A 20,308-nucleotide genomic window follows, 5' to 3' on the forward strand; every position below is an offset into this window, starting at 1 on the left:
AGATAGTACTACCATATACGGTGAGGATGTAACTTTACAAATAAAAAAAAACAAAAAAGAATGAATAAAATTTATCATTTGTCGACCTGCGGAACCTGTAAGAAAATTCTGGAAGAAACGAAGGCAAAGGAGCGTGGATTTGTTTTGCAGGATATTAAGAAAGACAAAATCACGCCGGAGCAGCTGGATGAAATGAAGGCACTTTCCGGCAGCTATGAATCTTTATTCAGCCGCAGATCGCAGCAGTACCGGCCAATGGGATTACATGAAAAAACGTTAACGGAAGATGATTACCGTAGCCTGATATTACAGGAGTATTCATTTCTGAAGCGCCCGGTGGCTATTACGGGTGGAAAGATTTATACCGGTGCGGACGTGAAAAATATTTAGCAGTCTTTTTTAAGGATATGGAACTAAAAGGGGATGTCTGAGTTTTTCAGACATCCCCTTTTTTTAAATAAGCTCAGAGTGACTGTACAAACTGTTGTACTACCTGTTTGTACTGGTTCATATCCTGTTCATGGTGAAAAGACCGGAACGGGAAGCGGGATGCTTCGTCCAGCGCAGTTTTCAGATGAAAGCGTTCCTGTGGAAGGGAATAGAAGTACCCTTTCTCCATCAGGTATTCGCCCAGGTATACCTGCTCTGATTGTCCGGGTGTAGGGATAAGGATTGCTTTTTTATTCAGTTTGGCCAGATCCATCAGGGTGGTATACCCGGAGCGGCTCAATACCATATCTGACGCCAGCATGGCTTCGTTTAATTCGCTGGCGTTGAGGTGATTAATTTGTGTAACGCCCGGGGCTACCTGTTCGTGTTGCGGCGTGCCGGGCTTTCCGCTGACGATCAGTGCGGTGATGGACAAGGATTTAACCTGGTCCAGGATCAGTTTTTCCAGGTTGGAGCGCTGTGGCTCCGGTCCGGAGATAAGCACCAGCAGATCGTACTTTTTTTCCACGCCGGGTTTGGGCTCAAACCTGCTCAGGCAACCGATATAGGTGGTATGGGCAGGTAATTGGCCGGGATGCGCCAGTTCGCCGGAGAGATTGTTGCTGCCGGTGAAATCGGGAATCCAGCAGGCGCTGTATTTGTTAATAAAACGATAATTTATTTTTTGCAGGGTCCGCTCTATCCAACCGCCGAAAGGCGTTTTAATAAGGAGCTGGTGGGTAATGAAAACAGTGGGAATATTTTTATGATATAAGCCAAAGCGGTTGTCTGAAATAACTGCATTGATTTGATACTCAGCGACTATCTTCTTTAACCATCTCTGTTCATAGTTTACGGCACGGAAAATCTTGGGTATTTGCTGGATGATTTTCAGTCCGAAAAACTGCCCTTTTTGCGCATATTGAATGCGGTAGCCAGGCAATGGAAGTATGGTCAGTTGCGGGAATTCCTGCTGTAACAGGGCTGCGTGTTTGCCTTCCGCTGCAATAAAAACCTGGCAACCTGCGTTTAGCATTTCACGGATGAGCGGAATATCCCGGGTGGCGTGTCCAAGGCCCCAATCCAGGGGAACGATTAAAATTTTTCGGGACGCAATAATTGTGGACAAATATTTTAATATTTTTTACGAATTTAGCTTAAATTACAAAAGGGCATTGTTAAGAAAAGGTAAACACTTAAGGAAGGTATTCAAAAATAGCCAGTATATAATTAGTAGTATGAAAAGTATAAAATGGATCGTAGTCATTTTTCTTTGTGGATGCCTGATGATGGAAGGGTGTAAAGTTTTTAAGAAAAACGATTGCGGTTGTCCTACCATGAATAAAAAAAGAATGCACTAAATAAGACGATCTGTTTGATAGCAACGACGACTTTGACAACGACTGACAACTAAACAATTTTTGCCTTATCTTTTTGAACTATCCTTTGATACCTGGCCAAACAATATTTCGGGGAACAGTCAAATTTTTTATTCATGAAACCTGTAGATAGAGATTTATTAATCCTGCTACATGAAGATAGGTACACGGAACAGCAGATCCAATCTGCGGTGAGACAAATCAGCGAAATGCTTTCGTTGATTGAGACGATGGATTATCTCTGTGCAGTTATGGAAGTTATGGATTGTAACAAGAGTCGGATTACCAGCAAACGAACCGTGCTGGAAAAAGCAATTTCACGTAAGTCGCATAAGCCTTTCGAATTTATTATTCACAAGAACTAGTAGCCTTACCTCTACAAATTCCCGTTATAGTAGCTTTGACCCGCTGCCCTTATCTGCCTGGTTTTGCTTTTTTTTAAATTCTTGTTGTACGTTTGCCATCAAATAAACGCAATTTACTGATGGCAGATTTTTCGCATCTGCAGGATTTCCTACATCCTGTTTCAAAGGCATTTTTAAACGATGACCAGGAATACGATCCATTCCAGGTGGGCGGTGTAATTGACGCATACGAAGATGATCACCATCCGGATATAGACGCAGCAGATATTATTTTGCTGGGTGTAGGAGAAGAAAGAGGCAGTGAATCCGGCAAAACGGATACACACGGTCCTGATGCTATTCGCCGCGAATTTTTCCGCTTGTACAACTGGCACCGCGATATCAAACTCGCGGATGTTGGCAACCTGCTGCCAGGTGCATTTCTGGCCGATGCATATGCTGCTATGAAAACAGTTGTTGCAGAATTATTAGCCGCTAATAAAACCGTGATCATCCTGGGCGGTTCGCACGATCTTACCTACCCGCAATATAAAGCCTATGCGTCGCAGCAATTAATTATTGAAGCCACTGTTGCCGATGCGCTGATCGACCTGAAAGAAGACTCCAGTATACGCAGCGAACGCTTTTTAATGGACATCCTCACTGAGCAACCCAACTACCTGCGTCATTACAATCATATCGGTTTCCAGAGTTATTTCGTACATCCGCGGATGTTAGAAACATTGGATAAGCTTCGCTTCGACTGCTACCGCCTTGGCCGCATCCGTGAAAATATGGAAGAAGCAGAACCGGTATTGCGCCACTCAGATTTATTCAGTCTTGATATCAATATTATCCGGCACACCGATGCGCCGGCCAACCAGCTTTCGCCCAATGGCTTCAGTGGTGAAGAAGCCTGCTCCCTGGCCAGGTACGCCGGTATGAGCAGCCGCCTCTCCTCTTTTGGTATTTACGGCTACCGCCCTGAAAAAGACAAAGAACACCTGACCGCCCGGCAAATTTCGCAGATGATGTGGTACTTTATGGATGGACGCGCTGTGAAAAATAAAGAAGCCCTGCTGGACGACCGCGATGCTTTCTGGGAATTTCATATAGCCTTCTCCGATATAGAAACCGTTTTCCTGAAGAGCAAGAAAACAGGCCGCTGGTGGATGCAGCTCCCCGACCGCGAATTTGTGCCGTGTGCGTATAACGATTACCTGATGGCCAGCAACAATGAAATGCCAGAGCGCTGGCTGCGTCACCAGGAAAGACTTTAATCGTTATTGTCTCCGTACAATGAACATCATTGTACGGAGACAATATCAAATATTGAGAAGGGTAGTTAACCGCTCTTTGATGAAAGCAGCCTTATTATCGGTGGAAATCATTTCATCATCCAATCCTTCCATCGTGCGTTTATGCATCTTCTCCACCCGCTCATCTATCTTCTTGAAATATTCTTCTTTCTTTGTTTCCCATGCCAGCTGTTCTTCCTGCAGCTTTTGCTGCCGCCCGGTATTCAGGCTGGAATAGAGATAGCGGAGAGTGGTATTCAGTAAACTGTCCAGCTGTTTATAATAGGTAACTGCGCAGCTATACATATTGTGGCTATTGCCAAGGCACTGCTGGTAGCGGATTTCAAGTGTGTCCAGCGCTGTATGTTGTGATTGTGAATACGCTTTCGAACACAGGAATAACGCAAGAAGGATGATCAGGTTTCGCATAGGGACTGTGTGATCATCAAATATACAAAATATATTTAATAAAATACTAATATCAGTAGTCCTTCTTATTGGTTGCCCAGTTTATCGCCGATAGAGCCGGTACACACATCTCCCTGTGGTAGTCCGTTCAGCCAAACCCGCAGGGCTTCGGCACGCTGATTTGTAAGTTCGGTGAGGTAACCGGCCCGGCACATGGGAAATGCACTGCCATAGCTTTTAGCGGCAGCAGGATACATCGCCTGTACCTGTGCATCACGGAATTGTATCCAGATCCGCTGCGCATCTTTCAGGTTTTTAATGAATGCTTTGTTGGCAGCATAATCTTTCAGGATCAGCTGGTAGATATCATTCAGCTTTTTGTCGGCCTCTTTATATTCCTGACCGGCCTGTTTATTTAATTCTGACTGCGACTGTGAAAAGGCGGCCATGCTGCCTGTAACCAGTAAAAGAAATAGAACAAGAGATTTCATGTTATAAAGGTTTGAAGAATTTAAAAGCGTATACCATTGGCAGTTTTCCTTCCATTCCCCGGATATAAAAACGGCCATCTTTTTCAACGGTGTTACTAAAACAGTTATAGGGAGAATAATCAAACTCCTGGAATACCCGGAGCTGCAATCCCTGCGCGGTTAATGAAGAAACGATCTCACTCAGCGGATGATTCCAGGAATAGGAAGTATGCCGGATATCGCTGCCGCCATCGGTGTAGGTTCCGGTTGTTTCTTCCACAATGGTTTGGGTGTTAAAATAGCTGTAGATGATTTCTTTAATGTTGTCATCAAACATCCATATAACGGGATGAAAATCTGCCATCACGAATGATCCGCCCGGTTTCAGAAAATGATTCACTACGGCTGCCCATTTATCAAGGTCCGGTAGCCAGCCAATAGTTCCGTAAGAGGTGAATACCGTATCAAAAACGCCCTCCAGGTGATTGGGCGCGCTATAGAGGTCGCAGCAAACGAAGCGGGCTTTTTTCTCAAGCCCGGATTGAATGGCCAGCTCATTTGCCAGCGTAATGGCAGCATCGGAAAGGTCCACTCCTGTTACAGTGGCGCCCATCCTGGCAAGAGACAGGGTATCCTGCCCGAAATGGCATTGCAGGTGAAGGATCTGCTTATCCTGTACCGTTTCAAGTAACTGTAATTCTATTTCTTTCAGGGAATTTTTGCCATCAAGAAAGCCGGGAAGGTCGTAAAAATCAGACCGTACGTGAACGCCTGTACGCTTATTCCATAGCTCTTTATTTGTTGAAAGATAATCAGGTAATGGTTCCATGAGTACAGTGTTTAAGGTACTTTGATTTCCAGTGGATGGGGATAATACAGGTTATCCAAAAATAAAAGGTTTCCGTTAATGGAAACCTTTTATTTTTTTGTCGGCATATATCTTTTTAAATCACTACCAGTTCATAAAAATCGCCTGGCGTGAAATATTGTTTCGCCAGCTGCTGCAATTCTTCAGCGGTAATGGTTTTGATAGTTTTGATGTTATTGTAGAAGTAGTTTTCATCCAGGTCGTTCAGGATGAGGTTTTTCCAGCGCTGGATTAGCTGGAAAGCGCCGTCAAGGTCGCCCAGGATGGAGCCGATCATGTAGTTACGAACCAGGTCCAGTTCTTCTTTCGGAACAGGTTCATTCTGCAGGCGTAGCAGCTCCTTGTAAATTTCATCGATGGTGGCTTCGCAAACATCGCGGCCGGCCTCCGTTTGGATGTTCAGCGCACTGGTTTGACGGAAGTTATACAACTGTGAATAGATGCCGTAGGTATAACCTTTTTCTTCCCGGATGTTACTCATCAGGCGGGAGCCAAAGTAGCCGCCAAAAATGGTGTTTAACACCAGCATCTTCGGAAAATCGGGATGGTAACGGTTTGGGAAATGACGGGCCACGCGTACTGCGCCCTGTACGCCATTTTCATCATTGAAGATCCTGAACTTTTTTTCTTCCGCCGGTTGTATGGGCAAATCGAGTTTAACCAGGTGTGTATCTCCGTTCCATTTGGTGGTACCAAAATATTGATTCAGCAGCGGGATCATGTTGGCAGGCAGGTTGCCGGCTACAAAGATCTTACAGTTGTTGTAAGTATAGTGCTTCTTATAAAACGCCTGCAATCCTTCGGATTGTAGGGCGTCATATGCCATCATGGAGCTTACGCGGCCATATGGATGGAATTCCCCGAACAGGTATTTATCAATAAAACGGTTCCCTACAAAATCGCATTTAAGGAGGTTTACTGCCAGTTTTTGTTTCTGGTTCTGCTTGTACAGGTTCAGTTCCTCTTCCGGGAATATTGGGTCCAGGATCACTTCCTGCAGCACCGGGAGGAGTACTTCCGTATGCTTGGTGAGGCAGTGAAGCGTATAGGTGGCGTTTTCATGGTACGCATTACGGTTCAGGTAAGCGCCGTGATAATCTACGTTTTCGTTGATTTGCTGCGACGTATGTTTGCTGGTACCATTTTTCATGAGAAAGTTGGTGGCTGTGGCTTCCAGGCTTTCGCTTTCATACCAGCTGCCTGCAGGAAATACCAGCTCCAGCTGTAATGTTTCCTGTTCGTCAGATTTCATTACATATACCGGGATGCCATTGTCCAGGGTGAACTGTTCATATGGCTTCAGTTTTATATCGAAATCCACCGCATCTTTAATGGGAGGGGCAATAGTTCTGTTCATCGTGTCTTATTTAAAGGGTGAGGGCCGAAAACAAGTCACTGCTTTAGTTGGCAGCGTAATAGTAAATGGTATTTGAATTCTTCTCATCAAAAAGGAGTTTCGCTTCCTCATGTATTTCTGCTGCGGTTACTACTTCGTAATTTTCAAATTCGCGGTTCATCAGAGCAGCGTCGCCCAGCAGTTCATAAAAAGCCAGGTTATTGGCGCGGTTGAGCAGGCTCATGTCTTCAAAAGCCAGCAAACTTTCCACGCGGTTTTTTACTTTTTGCAGTTCTCTTTCTGAAATGACTTCCTGTTGCAGTTTTTCCAGTTCCTGTTGAATGGCTTTTTCTGCATCTTTCATCTTTACGCCTTTTACCAGTTTGCCTTCTATGGTTAGCAGGCCGGCATCGAGACTGCCAAAATGATAACACTCAATATTGCTGAATAGTTTTTTTTCTTTTACCAGTACCTGGTTCAGGCGGGAGGAGCTGCCTCCGCCGAGGATGTCGGAGATCAGGTCGGCCGCGTAATAACGCTTGTCCGTACGGGCGTACATGTGATAGCATTTATATAATGCATCCAGGGGGACATTGGCTTTTACTTCCAGTTTATGCGCGGCCGTTTGGGCGGGTTCAACCGGCAGGTTGCGATAATATTTTTCGCCGGAAGGAATGTCGCCGAACCATTTTTCTGCGAGCGCTTTCACCTGGTCTACCGTAACGTTACCGCCTACGGAAAGAATGGCATTTATGGGCCGGTAATACTTAAAGAAAAATGCTTTTACATCTTCCAGTTTAGCATTTTCAATATGTGATAATTCTTTACCGATGGTCATCCAGCGATAAGGATGGGTAGTGTACGACAGCTCGCGCATTTTATGCCATACATCTCCGTAAGGTTTATTGATGTAATGTTCTTTAAATTCTTCTGATACTACTTTGCGTTGCACATCCAGGCTTTTTTCATCAAAGGCCAGGGAGAGCATGCGGTCACTTTCCAGCCAGAAACCGGTTTCAATATTTTCTGCCGGAAGCTGAATGTAGTAGTTGGTCAGATCACTGGTGGTGTACGCGTTATTTTCGCCACCAGCCATTTGTAATGGTTCATCGTAAGAGGGAATATTGATGGATCCGCCAAACATCAGGTGTTCAAACAGGTGGGCAAAGCCGGTTTGAGCCGGATTCTCATCTCTCGCTCCTACATCATACAGTACATTTATTACCGCCATTGGCGTAGTATGGTCTTCGTGAACAATTACCCTCAGTCCGTTTGCCAGCGTAAACTTATTATAATGGATCATATCTTTTTATTGGTCAATATGGTAAAAATAGGGAATTACGGTAAGCTTTCAGCTCAAAGCAACAAAAAGCTACTCGAGGTACAGTTCCTTCTTATCGTAATTAATGGTAAGCGTGTAGTCTTTCCAGATATCATAACCAATGGAGCCGGCTACTTCTGTGAATACGCCGAGGTCGTCGATATCCTTGCTGTAGCTTACCGGCACGTTGGGGATGCTGCGGCCGCCCATTTCCAGTGAGGGCACCGAACTATTGATGTAGTACAATACCTTCAGCATATCCTGTACGCGGTCTGTATTGATGGTGGGGAGCAGGGTATTGAGTTTGTATTTATCCACGTAGGGCCAGTTAAAAAGGATGCCATAGTCGCCGCCGGTGGTGATGTGATAGTGGCCGGGTAACCGGCGGCCATCGGGCAGCTGGATGGAGGCATCAATCACCGGTGTGCTGAAATTCAGCTGAAAATGCAGCAGCCGGCCGGTATTGCCAACGGGCGTTTTCCCGGACTTATACAGTACGAGCTGTTTGGAACGGTAATCAATTTTTACGATGTAAAGCTTTAGCAAAGCGATTCCTATGATCCCGTCTACCGGCCCCAGGTTGCTGAGGTTTTCCAGGTATACTTTCACATAAGGCAACCGGAGTTCTTTGAGATAGAGGGCATTCAGGGTAGCCAGTTCCGTTTTGGCCATTGCATTGTTGGTACCGGTTAAGAAGGCATTCCCGGCGTTTCTCAGCTGTAGTTTGGCGGCTGTGGCGATGTTCATCACGGTTACTTCTGCCCCGCTGTCAAAAATAAAATGAAGGGTATCTGAACTGCCGGAAACCGCAACAGGGATAATCACCTGCCGGTTTACCAGTTGGAAGGGAATGACGGCTACTGGTTTGCTGTTATCCGTTGCTGCTGCTGATGAGCCTCTGCGCTGGGCATGGGCAGGCATTAGGGCATAGCTGAATACGATGGTTACTGTCAATAAAAAGCGCCACATGACACAAATAACGTCAAAGAATACTTTTTATTGGCAATTTTTTAATGAGGAGTTCTTTATCCCGGCTTACCAGGCAGGTGGCCCTGGTGCCTATGTTTTTCAGTAATTCGCGGAACAGCTGGAGGTTTGGGCCCAGGTTATTGTTGATGCCCATGATAATATCGCCTGTTTTGAAGCCTGCTTTTTCTGCCGGCGATCCTTTGATAATATCGGTTACTTCAACCCTTCCATCGATCAGGTAGATGATCAGACCTGTGTAGGAATAGTCGAACATATCACGGAAATGCGTGTTGGGCAGCATGTATATTTCCTTTTTGCCGTAGTTGAGTGTGATGTTGAAACGGCGGAGCAAATCGTTCCCTATCATTCCGCCAAGAAAAGGATAAGCGGTAACGTTGCTTTTATCATCGAACACATAAGTGGGCACATTCCGGAAACTGTAGTTGCCGATGCGGAATTCATTGACGGTGGTGAGTGACATGGTCATCTTCCCTCCGAGGCCCTGGGCTTCGGTTTGTATGATCTTTTTGGTGCGGCGTCTTTTGCCCTGTAATACGCTGCTGTCGTTTACAAACTGGGACGACAGCAACAGGCACATACCGGCGCCGGTATCGAAATAATAGCGGTTGGTGATGGTGCGCACAGAGTTCTTCAGGGGTGCAGATATCAGCGGAATCTGTGTAAGGGATGGTCGCAATAGTTGACCACCTTTGGGATAAGTATATTTTCCTTTGGAGTAAATAATAATTTCTTCGGTATCGTAATCTATTGTCACAATATACCGGCTCAGCAAGCTATAGCCAATGATGCCATCTACCTGGATGCCATACACCTGGCTGATCAGCTCATAGTCGTTGATGTGAAAGTCGAGACTGTCAACCTTTAACCCCGGGAGTTTCAGGGAGTGACGCCGCGCAAAAGATACCGGCTTGGAGCTGCCAAGACCTTTAATGATCCGGTCTGATGGTTCCATGCTTATTCCCAGTCGCACGCAGGTAGAAGTATCCAGTGAAATGCCTGCACTGCCTGTATCGAGGATGAACTGAAGGGTATCAGGATAATTGCTGACCAATGCCTGGATCACTACAACTCCCCCATAGTATTGCTTGAAGTGGAAGCGCGTAAGCAGCATAGCTTCGCGTGTACTATCGTTGTCGAACGTGGCATTTCCGGCTTGGGTGCTCATCGATATACCGGCGGCTGCCAGAAGCAGCATAACGTGTAACAGAATTGGTCTAAGCATACTTGGTTGATGCAGGGGATGTGTATTGCTATAAATTTAACATTAAATAGTGTTCGTATAAAATATTTTTATTACAGGCGGTTAATTGCCTAAATACTACCTTTGCTGAAGTTATTCAGGGTTAGAAACACAGCATATGGAACTTCAGGATTTATACAAAAAGGCGCAGAACTTTGAGTTTCTGACAGCAGCAGAGGGCGTTTACCTGTTTGAAAATGCTCCACTGGCAGAATTGATGGAAATAGCCAACGAGTTACGCAAGCAGCAGGTTCCACATGGAAAGGTAACCTGGCAGATAGACAGGAACGTAAATACCACCAATGTATGCACGGCCAACTGCAAGTTTTGTAACTTTTACCGCATTCCCGGCCACAAAGAGGCTTATATTACGCCAATTGAAGAGTACAAAAAGAAGATCGAGGAAACCCTTAAGTATGGCGGCGACCAGCTGCTGTTACAGGGAGGACACCACCCGGAACTGGGCCTCAGCTTTTACGTAGATCTCTTCAGGGAACTGAAACAGTTATATCCTGCATTAAGATTACATACCCTCGGGCCCCCCGAAGTAGCACATATCACCAAACTGGAAAAAAGCACGCATATAGAAGTGCTCCGTGCCCTGCAGGAAGCGGGCATGGACAGTCTTCCAGGCGCCGGCGCAGAGATCCTGAACGACCGCGTACGCCGCCTCATCTCGAAAGGAAAATGCGGTGCGCAGGAGTGGCTGGATGTAATGCGTGCAGCGCACAAACTGAACATTGCCTCTTCCGCTACCATGATGTTTGGTCACGTGGAAACGGTGCTGGAACGTTTTGAACACCTGGTGGATATCCGGCAGGTACAAAGCGAAAAGCCGGAAGGGAATTATGGCTTTACCGCTTTTATCCCCTGGACATTCCAGGATGTGGATACCTTGCTGGCAAGGATCCGTGGTGTACACAACATGACTACCGCAGAAGAATATATCCGTATGATCGCCATGAGCCGCATCATGCTGCCGAATATTAAAAATATCCAGGCATCGTGGTTAACCGTGGGTAAACAGGTGGCGCAGCTTTGCCTGCACGCCGGCGCCAACGATTTTGGTTCTATCATGATCGAGGAAAATGTGGTGAGTGCCGCCGGCGCGCCGCATCGTTTCACCTACCTGTCTATGCAGGAGGCGATCCGCGAAGCTGGTTTTGAACCACAGTTACGCACACAATTGTACAAATTCAGAGAGCTGCCTGCCGCTATTGAAGAACAGGTAATCAACTACTGATAAGAAAAATACTAACTTAAACAAGAGGTTGTCCCGGAACCCTGATCATGCTGATTGGCTGATCAGGGTTTTGTGATTTTAGCGAAGGTTAGCGGAGGTTGTCCTGGGACACTGATTACGCCGATTTTACTGATTGGCTTTTTGTGATTTTGGATTTTGAGAGGTTGACGAAGGGGACAATAGGGATTGAATAAAAACTGCCTTTAAAGATTGCTTTTAAGATGCTTCGTTCCTGTGTAGCATACGCTTAGCAGATACTTAGCACATGCTTATTACATGGAGATAACGCGGAGGTGACGTGGAGGGGACGTGGACTTGATCCCAGGATCGTTTACCACAGTGCATTACAGACGAAAAAATTCGGGCCGTTGTGCGCAATACTACCCCTATAAGTGAAACAGTACCCTGATATACCGGCGAAAGTGAGTGAACGGCATTCAATAAACCCTTGCCCTTAAACGGGCTCAGCTTTTTAAACTATTTAAAGAATGGTGATGGAGAAAAGCCGTTTAAATTCACTGAATTTTCCGAAAATCATACAAAAAGCGAAAATAAAGCCAATTTTCCAGAGAAATATCAATGCAGAAATTAAAATCTGACGAGTGTACTCATCTTCCCAAATCCCTCAAAATCACAAAAGCCAATCCGTAAAATCAATGTAATCAGTGTTCCAGGACAACCTCCGCTCGCCTTCGCTAAGCATTCCAGGGCAAGCACTTTTTTATTGTGCATAAACCATTCATTAGCAAATCATTAACAAGTCTCAAAGATTTGTTAAAACTATCGTGTACATGTTACAAATCGTCTTGTTCTACGTCTAACAGGTACAAACTAACTAATTAAACTAAAGGAGGGAATATGAAAAAGCTGGGTCTTATCATGGCGGGATTTGCAATGATCGTCATGGCAGCCTGTTCAAGCACCAAAGTAACGTCTTCCTGGCGTTCCAATGATGCACAGCAACTGCAAAAGGATAACAAAATAATGGTAATGGCGCTGGTACCTCAGAGAGACCGTACCCTGCGCAGCCAGATGGAAAATTATACCGTATCGGAACTGAGAAGAAAGGGATATAATGCCGTATCTGCACTCCAGACCTACGGCCCCAACGACATGGCTAAAATGAATGAAAAGCAGGTATTGAAGCAATTACAGGGTAGTGATGTAAACCAGATCATGACCATTGTAATGCTGGATAAAGGCAGGGAAAGAAACTTTGTTCCCAGTTATTCACCTTACGGCTACTATGGCTTCTGGCCTTATTACTCTATGTGGTCATCCAGGATGTATGCACCGGGATACTATACCTACAACACCAAGTATCAGTGGGAAGCTAACCTGTATGATATGAAAAGCGGACAAATGCTGTACTCCGTACAGTCACAGTCTTTCGACCCGCCAACAACGGAAAGAATGGCCGTATTATACGCCCAGCAGGTAGTAAAAGATATGGCTAAACAACAGTTGTTAGCAAAACAGTAAACGGTAATAAATAGAGAATAAACAGCCGCGGGCTTTTAGTTTTTGTACACTAAAACTAAAGGTCAGCGGCTATTTACTGCGAGCTGGTTGGATTTTACGGGAAATCGGTGTAAGTTTAACGCCCTTTTAAATCCAGTTATGTTCGAAGTAACCGTTAATGAAGACATATACCTCCGGCAGCTACAGGTGCAGGATGCCCCTTTGGTATATAAACAACTGGATGTATCGCGTAAAAGCCTGCGCAGATTTTTACCCTGGGTAGATTATAATACCAACGAAGAACATTCCCTCCGTTTTATACAGCTGATGTTACGCAAAGCCGAAGAACAGGAAGCCATCGCACTGGGCGTATGGTACAAAGAAGAGTTTTGCGGTGTTATTGATCTTCATGGATGGGATCACCAGTTGCAGAAAGCAGAAATCGGGTATTGGATAGGAGAAGATTTTCAGCGGAAAGGCATTGCCACCGCTGCGTGCAAAGGACTCATTTCCTTTGCCTTCAAAAAACTCCACCTGAATAAAATAGAGATCCGCTTTGTGCTGCAAAACGAACGTAGCGGGCAAATCCCGATCAGACTGGGATTTGCCAAAGAAGGAACCCTTCGCCACAGCGCCAAACTGCATGGGCAGTATGTGGATATGGTGGTAATGGGCGTGTTGCGGCAGGACTGGAAATATTAGCTTTTCAGCTGGTTGCGTACTTTACTGTGTTTCTTACCGTAAAATTCATAGATCGCCATACCTATTGCCATCCATACGATGAGACGCAGCCAGGTATCCCAGGGCAGGAACGCCATCATCACCGCGCAGGTGATAATGCCCATCAGCGGTACAAAGGGAACCCACGGTGTTTTAAATGCCCTCGGTGCGTCCGGCATAGAATACCGCATGATCCAAACCCCCGCGCATACGATCACAAACGCCAGCAGGGTACCAATGCTGGTCATCTCCCCTACTACCCTTACCGGTACCAGTGCTGCAAACAAACTTACAAACACACAGAAAAGGATATTCGATTTCCAGGGGGTACGGTAACGGGGATGAACATCCGAAAAGATCTTTGGCAGTAGCCCATCTTTAGCCATACTGTAAAATACCCTCGATTGTCCCCAGAGATCCACCAGGATCACGGAGGTATAACCTACTATGATGGCCAGGATAATCATTTGCCCCAGCCATTTGTAAGGCGTGTGTGCAATGGCAATAGCTACCGGCGCCGCACTGTTTTTAAACTCTTTATAGGGCGCCAGTCCGGTGAGCACATGGGAAAAAAGAATGAAAAGGACCGTGCAAACAGCCAGCGATCCGAGGATGCCTATAGGCATATTGCGCCGCGGATTTTTGGTTTCCTGCGCCGCGGTGCTCACAATATCAAAACCCAGGTATACAAAGAAAATAACCCCTGCTCCCCGCAGAATACCGGATATGCCGTATTCTCCAAAGGTGCCTGTGTTTTTAGGAATATATGGAGTGAGATTAGCCGGTTGTATGTACTTCCAGCCCAGGGCAATAAAAACAAGCACTACGCCCACTTTGAGCGATACCACTACTGCGTTCCAGATGGCCGAGCCTTTGGTGCCGCGCATCAGGATAGCCGACATGAGGATAATGACCAATGCCGCAGGAAGATTGAAATAGCCGTGGGTAGTGACGCCGTTTGCGAGGGTTATGGTTTCAAACGGGGAGTGTGAAAACTGCGCCGGAATGTAAATTTTGTATCCTGCAAGGAAGGCTACCAGGTAGTTAGACCAGCTGATGGCCACTGTGGCGGCTCCTACGGAAAATTCAAGCACGAGGTCCCACCCGATGATCCAGGCAAGCCGCTCCCCCATCGTCGTATAGGCGTAGGTGTATGCACTCCCCGCCACGGGGATCATGGAGGCAAATTCAGCATAGCAAAGACCGGCAAATGCACAGCCAATACCTGCCACTATAAAGGAAAGTGTAACTGCCGGCCCGGCGTTATTGCCGGCTGCAGGTCCCGTAAGGGAAAATAACCCTGCACCGATAATAACACCCAGGCCCAGCATCAGCAGCTGAAAGCCATTCAGCGTGCGTTTGAGGGTATCTTTACTTTCACTGGCCGACTCGTTGAGCAGCCATGATAAAGGCTTTTTGTAAGATTGATTCATGTTGTATACCCTACTGTTTTAGTAGACTGGTCCGCGAAAGTAGGATATATTTATGAATTTAAGCCAGATCGCAGATTCCTATCGCCTGGCGGAGCGATGCGATCTGGTCTTTATGGGCAGGAATAAACTCCTGGGCCACATGGCCTTTAAAGCCGGTTTCGTAGATCGCTTTCATAATAGCCGGGTAGTACAGCTCCTGGGTTTCATCAATTTCATGACGGCCAGGTACTCCGCCGGTATGGTAATGCGCAAAATATTCGTGGTAGCTGCGGATATTACTGATTACGTCCCCTTCCATGATCTGCATGTGGTAAATGTCGTATAACAGCTTAAAATTGGGAGAGCCCACTGATTTACACAGTTCTACGCCCCAGGCGGTATGATCGCACTGGTAGTCGGGGTGATTTACCTTGCTGTTCAGCAGCTCCATTACCAGCGTTACCTTTTTCTTTTCTGCATAGCCGATAATGCGTTGTAAGCCTTTGGTACAGTTTTCAATGCCCTGCTGGTCGCTCATGCCGTTACGGTTGCCTGAAAAGCAGATCAGGTTGGTAAAACCGGCTTTTGCGGTTTCATCTATATAATGCTTAAAATACTCTTCCAGTTTATCGTGGTGGGCAACGGTGTTAAATCCTTTGCCAATATTCCAATCCGGGCCGTTACTGGCTACCATAGCGGTGATCATGTCATTCTTCTTCAGAATGTCGAAGTCTTTCGGATCAACGAGGTCAATGGAATGAATGCCTATTTGTTTAGCCGCCTTACACAGTTCATCCAGCGGCATGTTATAACACCATGCGCATACCGAGTGGTTAATTTTGCCTTTTAATTCTTCACCTACTGCCAGATCGTGTGCAGCTACCCTGGTAGAGAGGGATGATAACGCGGTGGATGCGAAGGCCATTGTGGCTACTTTCTTAATCATATCGCGGCGAGAGTTTTCCTGATGCATAAAAAGGTTTGCTTTAAAACTGCCATCAATGTAGGCGAAATTATGTTTACTTACAAGCTCCCGCCGCCTTTTTTGGAAGGAAAAGAGCGTGGAAATACGGATTTTATTTTTCCCGTAGATCCAACCGCGCTCATCCCGCGTTTATATAGTAACTTGCAGTTAGTTTAGATTTTGGTAAGTAATTTGTTTAAGTATTGAAAAGCGGAGGTTGATATGGAAAAAAAATATACTCCCAGTTTATGGATCTGCATCCTGATGGACCTGTTAGGATGCGCCAGTTACGCAGTTCCGGTATTAGGGGACGTCAGCGACTTTATCTGGGCCCCGATTTCTGCCATCATTTTCTACCGTATGTTTGGCGGCACTATTGGTACTTTCGGTAGTGTTTTTAACTTTATGGAAGAGTTATTTCCAGGCACCGATTTTATTCCCACCTTTACCCTCGCCTGGGTATTGAAGCGGGTAAGGGCCCCCAGAAGAACGGTGTCGATCTGAATTATTCTTAAAATAACAAGGGCATTATTAATCTCTGTTGATTAATAATGCCCTTTTCTATAAATGGTTAACTCAGAAGCCTCTTGGTCTCATTCCGCCACGGCCGCCTCCCGGAGGGAAACCCATCATACGGTTGCCTCTTTCTCCCTTACCGGTATTACCTCCAAACTTATTCAGGAAGTAGGTGAAGCTCACCATAAAGTACTGCTGTAACACATTGCTCTGCACATCCTGGATGTAGTTATCTGCCACGGTGCGGGATACACTGATATATTGCCTCAGCAGATCAAATCCCTGGATCTTGATCATCCCCTGTTTTTTCGGGAATACATACTTTGAAACGTTGGCGTTCCACATGGTGGAGGTAAGGTTATACCCCGCCTGACGGCCACGGTTCATGGTACAGGTAATATCGCTGCCTATCATGAATCCCAGCGGCAGATTGATGTTGAAGTCGGTATTGATGTTGTAATCCAGGTAGCGGGTATCATTGGCGCCTGCGCTGGCCTGTGAATAGTTGGTGGCATTGAAATTAACGCTGCCGCCCAGTGAAACGTCAAACAGCTCCTTGTACATATAGCTTACGTTGGCGGATTGCGACAACTGCAATGAATTGGTACTGCTGTTAATGCCATTGCTCACAATTACATCTTTATTATAACTCACGGAAGTTCCTGTGTTCAGGTTTTGTCCGGGTGTTTTAGACAAAGGAATGGAGTTGTGCACCATACCGGAAATATTGTAGTTGCCATTTACGTTTACCGGCCTCACAGTTTGCTTGCCTGTTTCAGGATCAAGAGTAGTAGCATTGATAATTTTATTCACGGTATAACCGCCGTTCAACCGTGCAAACATACCCCGGAAGGTGATGTTGTTAAACGAGTTGTAATTAACGCTGAGGTTATTGGTGAAAGATGGTTTCAGGTCCGGATTACCCAATTGGATATACAGCGGGTTACTGTTGTCCGGCACAGGCGCCAGCTGTTGTACAGATGGCTGCTGTGTATTCCCGTTGTAGTTTATGTGTAACCGTTTGTTTTTGGAAAAGGTATAGTTAAAAGATGCCTGCGGAGAGAAGTTGACCGTGTTTTGTGTGATCAGACTATCTTTCCCGGTAAGGAATGAATACGTGTTATTCTCCAGGTTATTAAACAGCACATTTAATCCTATGGAGTAATCATATTTCAGCTTGTTGGTGCGTATGGCAAAGCCGGCCTGCTGGTTCAATGTACTGTTGGTAAAAGAATTGCTCAGCGAGTCGTTCATGATATTGTACTCTCCTTTCGCATCATCATAATCGTAGGTGTATTTGGTGCTGTTGCTGTTGTATTTCGTGATGCCATAATTTGCTTCCAGGAAACGGTCCCTTCCCAACGGTTCTGTATAGGTAAGGTTTACACCTTCATTACGGCTATTGGTATTTATTTGATTGCGCTGATTGAAGTTAACAACACTGTCGGCAGAAACGTAGTTAATACTTGACTTTACGTAGTTCTCCTGATCATTATCACTGTTGTTATAACTAAAGTTAAGACTCAGTGTACGGCCTGCTTTTTTGAACCGTTTGCGGAACAACAGGGTACCACCATAATTTTCATTGTGGCCCTGGCCATCATTGTAGGTGAGTCCCCTGTTCAATGTATCCTTGTTGGTGTTCAGCGACAGGTTGTCTGTAACACTATAGCTGTTGCCGTTTGTAAGGGAATACGTTGGTGAAAAAATCAGTGAATGAAAGGAGTCGATTGTATATTCCACCCTTGCAGAAAAGCGGTTGTTGCTGTTGTCTGTTTGGGAGGTGGAATTGGTGTTATCGTAGTTGGTGGTGGCATTGCCTTGTTTATCTGTACTGAATGTTTGCTTTGCCGTTTTTTGTTCTATATTATTTTTGGTATCATTAAAAAAGTAGCTGCCGTTAACGATCAGGTTTTTACTGAAGTCCTGGTTGAAGTTGAGGCCTGTGTTCCAGTTGCGGGTGATACCGCTGTTGTTACCGCCGCCCATGAACTGTTGCATACCACGTCCGCCGCCGCGGCCACCACCGCCTCTTCCACCACCGGCAGAACTGAAACTCATCGCATCCTGTTGGGTATAGCCCATATTGTTTACGTTATTACCGCCGCCGAGCAACGACATCTGCTGGTTTTCCCTGAAGCGGTTTAAGCTGAGGGAAACGCCATAGCGGTCGTCGGTGCCATAGCCTGCGGTAGCGCGGCCAAACAATCCTTTCTTTTTATCTTTCTTAATGGTGATGTTGATTGTTTTTTCTGTTTGCCCGTCGTCGATTTGTGTGAACTGTGCCTGGTCTGATTTTCTGTCTATCAGCTGTACTTTATCAATAATATTGGCCGGAAGGTTTTTGGTGGCAAGTTTGGGATCGTTGCCGAAAAACGGTTTACCATCTACCAGTACGCGGGTAACAGTTTCTCCCTGTGCGGTAATAGCGCCATCTTTATCTACAGTAACACCGGGTAGCTTCTTCAAAAGGTCTTCTACCACTGCATTTTCACGGGTTTTAAATGCATCGGCATTAAATTCAAGGGTATCTTTTTTAACTACAATGGGTGGCTTCTCGTCCAGTATTTCCACGGCATTCAGATTTACTCCTTTGAGCACCATTGGGATGTTGCCGAGAGATAATTCTTTATGGTCCTGGTTAATCTGTATTGATTTATTGATGGGCTTATAGCCCAGGAAGCTTACGTACAGGCGGTATGCGCCATCGGCGATGTTGGTTAGTTCAAAGTTGCCTTTGTTGTCTGTCATGGTGGTGGTAGCAACGCTGGAGTCTTTTGCGTTCAGTAGCACAACCGTGGCAGCGGGCATGGCATCCCTGGAGGTAGAGTCAGTCAGTTGGCCTTTAATCTTTCCTTGTTGAGCCTGAGCCTGGGCATGTATAATGCCCAAACCCAGTATCAGCAAGAGTTGTATAAGTTTCTTCATAAATGAATTTAACAGGAAAGGGGAAAGTTAGGATGAAATTTATTTATTGTTGTTGCCGCTTACGTAATTTCTCCATTTCCTGTTTCCTGATTTCTCTCATCTGTTCCTGCGTTACTTTTTCTGCACCGGCAGGAATGCTGAGATCCGCATCTGTTATGGCTTTCAGGCTAACGCTTTTTGCGGTGAATGCGCGTTTGCTGCCTTCAGCAGAAAGGACTACGGCGTTGCTGTCGGGCAATAATCCGTTCACCGGGGAGAAACTGAAAGGTAAATCGGTGGTATACCAAACGGTGTAGGTATCGTCCTTCAGCTGTATGGTGGCCTTTTTACAGTTGTATCCTGCAATCTTTTTGGTTTTGTCGGACGACTTGTTATTAGCGGTAAAGATGAAATCTTCTTCTGTATAATAAGTTTTCTTATCATCGCCGAAGGTGCTGAATACCTGTTCATACTTTTTATTGGCCAGGTCTACATACTGTGCGTTACCTCCCCGTCCCATCATGCCCATACCCATGCCGCCGGGGCCTTGTCTGCGTGGATTACGGGTGCTGGTATCTCCTTCGGGGCGTTGTCTTCTGCCGCCGAAGCCACCGCCTTCAGGGCGTTCTGTAGTGAGTTTGCCGAGGTTGTTGCTGAAAGTAAATACCTGTTTGAAGGTGATGACATCCGGAATTTCGGGAGCATCGTCGCCACCACGCTGGAATCCGCGCATGCGTTCGGGGTCTGTTTTGGCGGTTACTTCATATTCTATTACTCCTGATTGCTGTGCAAATACAGGGCTGGTAGCAGATAGCAGCGTAGCTGCTGCGATGAATAAACGGATAGTTCGGTTCATACCTGATTGATTTTACAGCAAATGTGAATCTTCGCTTTCATTTTTTGGGTTAAAAAGCTTTATTTACTGTTATTTACTGTTAAGGGCTGTCTGTAAGCGTTAATCTTCCTTATTTACTGTTAATTACTGTTAAGGGATTGTCTTGT

The 20,308-nt window shown here is 45.7% G+C and carries 19 protein-coding genes; 7 read left to right on the top strand and 12 right to left on the bottom strand.

What is annotated here, in order from left to right; all coding sequences use genetic code 11:
* Positions 1-60: 60 nt before the first annotated feature.
* Entirely contained in the window at positions 61-390 is a 330-nt protein-coding gene (locus tag PV783_RS03310; protein ID WP_420987097.1) for an arsenate reductase family protein, read from the top strand.
* Positions 391-463: 73 nt separating this feature from the next.
* Here the strand turns inward: PV783_RS03310 and PV783_RS03315 are convergent, their stop codons facing one another.
* Positions 464-1,558: a glycosyltransferase gene (locus tag PV783_RS03315; RefSeq protein WP_420987098.1), complete on the bottom strand. Its 1,095-nt coding sequence runs from the start codon at positions 1,556-1,558 to the stop codon at positions 464-466.
* A 366-nt stretch (positions 1,559-1,924) separates the two neighbouring features.
* Between PV783_RS03315 and PV783_RS03320 the strand changes: the two genes are divergently transcribed.
* Together PV783_RS03320 and PV783_RS03325 are read left to right on the top strand one after the other, a co-directional pair.
* A complete protein-coding gene (locus tag PV783_RS03320; protein ID WP_079471515.1) occupies positions 1,925-2,173 on the top strand; it encodes a hypothetical protein in 249 nt (82 codons plus the stop codon).
* Positions 2,174-2,292: 119 nt separating this feature from the next.
* Positions 2,293-3,432, top strand: coding sequence for a formimidoylglutamase (locus PV783_RS03325; RefSeq protein ID WP_079471516.1), 1,140 nt, complete (start codon positions 2,293-2,295; stop codon positions 3,430-3,432).
* A gap of 45 nt (positions 3,433-3,477) precedes the next feature.
* Here the strand turns inward: PV783_RS03325 and PV783_RS03330 are convergent, their stop codons facing one another.
* From PV783_RS03330 to PV783_RS03360, 7 genes are all read right to left on the bottom strand, one after another.
* A complete protein-coding gene (locus PV783_RS03330) occupies positions 3,478-3,879 on the bottom strand; it encodes a lysozyme inhibitor LprI family protein (protein WP_111577196.1) in 402 nt (133 codons plus the stop codon).
* Between the two features lie 65 nt (positions 3,880-3,944).
* Positions 3,945-4,349 carry a lysozyme inhibitor LprI family protein gene (locus tag PV783_RS03335; protein ID WP_420987099.1) on the bottom strand — a complete coding sequence of 135 codons (405 nt, stop codon included), beginning with the start codon at positions 4,347-4,349 and terminating at the stop codon, positions 3,945-3,947.
* Position 4,350: 1 nt separating this feature from the next.
* A complete protein-coding gene (locus tag PV783_RS03340) occupies positions 4,351-5,157 on the bottom strand; it encodes a class I SAM-dependent methyltransferase (protein WP_420987100.1) in 807 nt (268 codons plus the stop codon).
* A 115-nt stretch (positions 5,158-5,272) separates the two neighbouring features.
* A complete protein-coding gene (locus PV783_RS03345) occupies positions 5,273-6,553 on the bottom strand; it encodes a M16 family metallopeptidase (RefSeq protein ID WP_420987102.1) in 1,281 nt (426 codons plus the stop codon).
* A 43-nt stretch (positions 6,554-6,596) separates the two neighbouring features.
* Positions 6,597-7,835 carry a M16 family metallopeptidase gene (locus PV783_RS03350; protein ID WP_079471521.1) on the bottom strand — a complete coding sequence of 413 codons (1,239 nt, stop codon included), beginning with the start codon at positions 7,833-7,835 and terminating at the stop codon, positions 6,597-6,599.
* 69 nt (positions 7,836-7,904) lie between these two features.
* Positions 7,905-8,822, bottom strand: coding sequence for a retropepsin-like aspartic protease (locus PV783_RS03355; RefSeq protein ID WP_079471522.1), 918 nt, complete (start codon positions 8,820-8,822; stop codon positions 7,905-7,907).
* 13 nt (positions 8,823-8,835) lie between these two features.
* The gene (locus tag PV783_RS03360; protein WP_420987103.1) at positions 8,836-10,038 is read right to left on the bottom strand and encodes an aspartyl protease family protein; all 1,203 of its coding nucleotides are present in this window, start codon (positions 10,036-10,038) and stop codon (positions 8,836-8,838) included.
* Between the two features lie 163 nt (positions 10,039-10,201).
* On the opposite strand from PV783_RS03360, the gene mqnC reads away from it, so the two are divergent.
* The 3 genes from mqnC (at position 10,202) to PV783_RS03375 (ending at position 13,489) form a co-directional block, all read left to right on the top strand.
* On the top strand, positions 10,202-11,326 hold the full coding sequence (gene mqnC, locus PV783_RS03365) for a cyclic dehypoxanthinyl futalosine synthase (protein WP_079471524.1): 1,125 nt from the start codon (positions 10,202-10,204) through the stop codon (positions 11,324-11,326).
* Between the two features lie 858 nt (positions 11,327-12,184).
* Complete coding sequence (locus PV783_RS03370) at positions 12,185-12,808, top strand: hypothetical protein (RefSeq protein ID WP_079471525.1); 624 nt, start codon at positions 12,185-12,187, stop codon at positions 12,806-12,808.
* A gap of 138 nt (positions 12,809-12,946) precedes the next feature.
* Positions 12,947-13,489: a GNAT family N-acetyltransferase gene (locus PV783_RS03375; RefSeq protein WP_079471526.1), complete on the top strand. Its 543-nt coding sequence runs from the start codon at positions 12,947-12,949 to the stop codon at positions 13,487-13,489.
* Here the strand turns inward: PV783_RS03375 and PV783_RS03380 are convergent.
* Together PV783_RS03380 and PV783_RS03385 are read right to left on the bottom strand one after the other, a co-directional pair.
* Positions 13,486-14,940 carry an amino acid permease gene (locus PV783_RS03380; RefSeq protein ID WP_079471527.1) on the bottom strand — a complete coding sequence of 485 codons (1,455 nt, stop codon included), beginning with the start codon at positions 14,938-14,940 and terminating at the stop codon, positions 13,486-13,488. The two genes, PV783_RS03375 and PV783_RS03380, sit on opposite strands and share 4 nt — an antisense overlap.
* A gap of 58 nt (positions 14,941-14,998) precedes the next feature.
* A complete protein-coding gene (locus PV783_RS03385; protein WP_079471528.1) occupies positions 14,999-15,892 on the bottom strand; it encodes a hydroxypyruvate isomerase family protein in 894 nt (297 codons plus the stop codon).
* Between the two features lie 213 nt (positions 15,893-16,105).
* On the opposite strand from PV783_RS03385, the gene PV783_RS03390 reads away from it, so the two are divergent.
* The gene (locus tag PV783_RS03390; protein ID WP_079471529.1) at positions 16,106-16,387 is read left to right on the top strand and encodes a hypothetical protein; all 282 of its coding nucleotides are present in this window, start codon (positions 16,106-16,108) and stop codon (positions 16,385-16,387) included.
* 72 nt (positions 16,388-16,459) lie between these two features.
* On the opposite strand, the gene PV783_RS03395 is transcribed toward PV783_RS03390, so the two are convergent.
* The gene (locus PV783_RS03395) at positions 16,460-19,327 is read right to left on the bottom strand and encodes a TonB-dependent receptor domain-containing protein (RefSeq protein WP_420987104.1); all 2,868 of its coding nucleotides are present in this window, start codon (positions 19,325-19,327) and stop codon (positions 16,460-16,462) included.
* A gap of 43 nt (positions 19,328-19,370) precedes the next feature.
* Positions 19,371-20,162, bottom strand: a complete 792-nt coding sequence (locus PV783_RS03400) for a GLPGLI family protein (protein WP_363432228.1) — start codon at positions 20,160-20,162, stop codon at positions 19,371-19,373.
* Positions 20,163-20,308: the final 146 nt, after the last annotated feature.

The sequence above is a fragment of the Chitinophaga sp. CC14 genome, from assembly GCF_048957795.1.
GTDB classification, from domain to species: Bacteria; Bacteroidota; Bacteroidia; order Chitinophagales; family Chitinophagaceae; genus Chitinophaga; species Chitinophaga ginsengisegetis.